Here is a 390-nt window from a genome sequence, read left to right on the forward strand (position 1 = left end):
GTCCAGGACCGAGCGGAAGACAGCGGGCCTGATGTCGTCGAAGCCAGGTCCCTTCGCCAGGCTCAGCGCCGTCGAGCCGAGCTCACCGGCCACGTCGAGCATCCCCGAGAGCTCCCAGTCGAGCACCACCGGCCGACCCTGCCGAGCGAGCAGGTTCCACGGTCGGATGTCCTGGTGGGTCAGCACGACCGGGCCCGCCCGTTCGCAGGTGTCGACGAAGCGGGCGATCGCGAGGAACGTCTGGACCTGGGAGGCGAGTTCGTCAGCCCAAGGCTGTCCAGTCGCCGCCGCCCGCGCGGCGAGCTCGGGCCAGTCCCGTGCCGTCGGCTCCTGGACCGACCCGTGGGTCCACGCGACATCGAGCGCGTGGATGCGCGCGAGGATCTCACC

Annotated in this window: 1 protein-coding gene; it reads right to left on the bottom strand. The window is 71.3% G+C overall.

Annotation, left to right across the window (positions count from 1 at the left end; all coding sequences use genetic code 11):
- Positions 1 to 390: phosphotransferase family protein (locus GWK61_RS55550; RefSeq protein WP_194922414.1), on the bottom strand; the 390-nt coding region annotated here is incomplete at both ends.

Source organism: Catenulispora rubra (genome assembly GCF_015356825.1).
GTDB classification, from domain to species: domain Bacteria; phylum Actinomycetota; class Actinomycetes; order Streptomycetales; family Catenulisporaceae; genus Catenulispora; species Catenulispora rubra.